The 2,139-nt window shown below is 64.2% G+C and carries 1 protein-coding gene and 2 pseudogenes; 1 reads left to right on the forward strand and 2 read right to left on the reverse strand.

The annotated features are described in order from the left end of the window. Window positions 1-467, forward strand: a pseudogene (locus EN939_RS31315) (hypothetical protein); the annotation flags it as partial. 285 nt (window positions 468-752) lie between these two features. On the opposite strand, the gene EN939_RS31325 reads toward EN939_RS31315, so the two are convergent. Then, window positions 753-1,361 carry an ABC-type transport auxiliary lipoprotein family protein gene (locus EN939_RS31325; protein WP_419197529.1) on the reverse strand — a complete coding sequence of 203 codons (609 nt, stop codon included), beginning with the start codon at window positions 1,359-1,361 and terminating at the stop codon, window positions 753-755. Between the two features lie 79 nt (window positions 1,362-1,440). Continuing rightward, window positions 1,441-2,139: pseudogene (locus tag EN939_RS31330) on the reverse strand (MCE family protein); the annotation flags it as partial.

The raw sequence follows: 2,139 nt of genomic DNA on the forward strand, positions 1-2,139 counted from the left end.
CCCCAGGGCGGATGGGTGCGGGATCTGCTGACCGCGGCATCGAACGATGAGGACCTCAGGTCGGCAGCCCCTACGGCCCCCGTGGAAGCGCAGCGCGCTACCCTGCCCAGCGCTCGCCCCTGCATGTCGTGGAATCGCTGAACTCGCTCTCCGTCGATATCGCGCGTGCCATCGACCACGAGGCTTCGATCGAGCTGTGGAACCGCTACCGGCGTGGCGAGCGTGACGTGTTCACAAGGCGGCTCTACACGTTGAAGGGACAGCAGACGTTCGACGAGATCCGTCGCAAGTATCAGGCGGAAGCCGAGTTCCGCGCCGCTGTCGACCGCTACTGCGACGATTTCGAGAAGCTGCTCAAGGATATCTCGCGCAACGACCGCGACAACATCATGGCGCAGACCTACCTGACGTCGGACACCGGCAAGGTCTACACCATGCTGGCCCATGCGAGCGGCCGCCTGCACTGAGCGGGCGACGAGGATCACAATCGGTCGGCGCCGCCCCTCATCCGCCTGCCGGCACCTTCTCCCCATATAGTGACGGGGAGAAGGAGATGGCCGCACTCCCGGCGCCCATTCAGCAACGTTGGCGATTGGCGAAATCTTCGGCGACAACGTCTTTCTCCCCGTCACTATACGGGGAGAAATGCCCGGCAGGGCAATGAGGGGCGGCGCAAACCAAAGATCTTTAGTCGATGCGCTGTGCGACGTGGTTTCAACGCGACGCACGATCGCTTTGAAAGCTCGGCCGGCTCAGATCACCGAATCCGTCCAGCGCACGATTTGCCCGGCGGCGTCGCCGAACGCCTTGTCGAGCGCGCTGACATAGGCAGGATTGCCGCTGCCCGAGACGGGTGCGGCTGCGGTGAAGCTCTTGGAGGCACGGACCTCGCCGTTGCGATCGTTCAGGATCCGCACGAACAGATCGACCTCGGCATGTTCGCCGCCGTCGACACGCACCTCGAAGGACCGGATTTCGACGATCACCTGATAGTCGATCGCCAGGCCCTCGCCCGGCTTGCCGACGCCGGCAAAGCTGCCCGAGCGCTGGAAGGTCTCGGCCAGCCGCGCCTGCACGATCAGCGGCAGCCGGTCGGCCCATTGCGCGCCCTTAAGATACTGGATCGAGCGATCCGACGGTTTGATGACGATGTTCTGGCTGTCCAGCGCCTTGAGCGCCGACGGCTGCGCGATCAGGATCTGGCGGCGGCTATGGCCATGCGCGTCGATCGACGGCGCCGACAGCTCGAACGTATCGAGCGGCGCGGGCTTGCCGCCCAACGCCGCGCAGCCGGCCAGCGTCAGGGCAAGCAGTGCCGCAGCCGATGTCAACCCGCCCGTTTTCACCCACACAGACTTCACGCGCGATCCCCGTTGTCCCCGGATCGTAAGATCGACCCGCTTTCGCGGCTCATGTTTCTGGGGCGCGCCGTCGCCGAAGTCAACGCCGCGCCCTGCCATCGAATTGCCGAACCTCGCCGTCGCCACCCGAAAGGATGCGCTGCGGATTGCGGCTGAGATCGGTCACCGCCTCTTCGATGCGGCTGATCGAACGGCGGCTGTCCTGCACCAAGGCCTCGACATTCGAAAGTCCCTGTCCCGAGAAGCGCGCCAGATTGTCGGTGATGACGCCAAGGCGGGCATTCAGCGTGTCGGCAACCTGCTTGAACGACTTCAGCGTCGCCCTGGCATCCGCCATCACGCCATCGGCCTGCCCCGACCCGAGCAAGGTATCGACCCTGGCAAGAATGCCATCGACCCGCACCGAGGCATCGTTGAGCCGTTGCGCGAGCTGCTTTGCGTCCTTGATCGTCTGGTCGATGTCGTCGGCCCGGTTGGCGAACTTGTGGGTCACCTCAGCGATATCGGCGGCGGCCTTGTCGGCGCTCTCGCTGGCCTTTTGGATGTTGGCGAGCGCCGAGCGCACTTGTGCGGGATCGATACCGTCGATCACGTTGTCGACCTTGGCCAGCGTGCCTTGCGTCCGTTTGGCGAAGTCGTTGACCGATCCCACGGCTGTATCGACGTTCTTGATCACGCCGTCGAGCTGCTTCGACGTCTCCTTGAGGTTACCGGTTACCGCGTCGACATTGGCGACGATGCTCTTGATCTTGTCCTTGTCGACGGCGTTGAGAAGGCC

Origin of the sequence: Mesorhizobium sp. M7A.F.Ca.CA.002.05.1.1, assembly GCF_003998335.1 — a bacterium.
Lineage (GTDB): Bacteria > Pseudomonadota > Alphaproteobacteria > Rhizobiales > Rhizobiaceae > Mesorhizobium.